Consider the following 544-nt stretch of genomic DNA (forward strand, 5'->3'; position numbering starts at 1 on the left):
GAGGTGGACGGGGCGGGGGACTGCGTGCAGTCCTTCGTGCCGCCGTTCCAGGCCGCGATCAGCTTGTCCTTGATGACCGGGCGGTCCGGGCCCTTGGGCAGTTCGCCGTGCTCGAAGCCGTCGTTCGCGTCGAGCTTGCCGTCGTACTTGACCGCGCCCCGGTAGAGGTCGACCTGCGCGAAGCAGCCCGCGTCCGGGACGGCGATGTCGAGGGTGTCGGTGGCGCCCTGCTTCACCGTCACCGTGTCGAAGTCGACGAAGACCTGCTCGCCGGAGGTGTCGAAGCTCGGCCCGTGGGCGAGGTAGGAGGCGAGCGAGGCGGTGCAGGTGCTCGCGTCGGCGGCGGCGCGGACCGTGATGTGCACCTTGCCGTCACCGGTCGGCTTGAGGTTCTGGTCGTCGACCTTGACCGAGTCGTGGAAGTTCGTCCCGTCGAGGGAGAACTGGCAGCGGTCGGTGGCGGTCTCGGTGCCGGCGCCCGAGCCGGGCCGGTACTGGCCGCCGGACTTCCAGCCGTCGCCGCCGGGCGTGCCGGTCGCCCAGG

Annotated in this window: 1 pseudogene; it reads right to left on the bottom strand. The window is 71.3% G+C overall.

From position 1 onward, the window contains the following. A pseudogene (locus CCN42_RS39135) lies at positions 1–544 on the bottom strand (hypothetical protein); the annotation flags it as partial.

Origin of the sequence: Streptomyces glaucescens (genome assembly GCF_002154375.1) — a bacterium.
GTDB classification, from domain to species: domain Bacteria; phylum Actinomycetota; class Actinomycetes; order Streptomycetales; family Streptomycetaceae; genus Streptomyces; species Streptomyces glaucescens.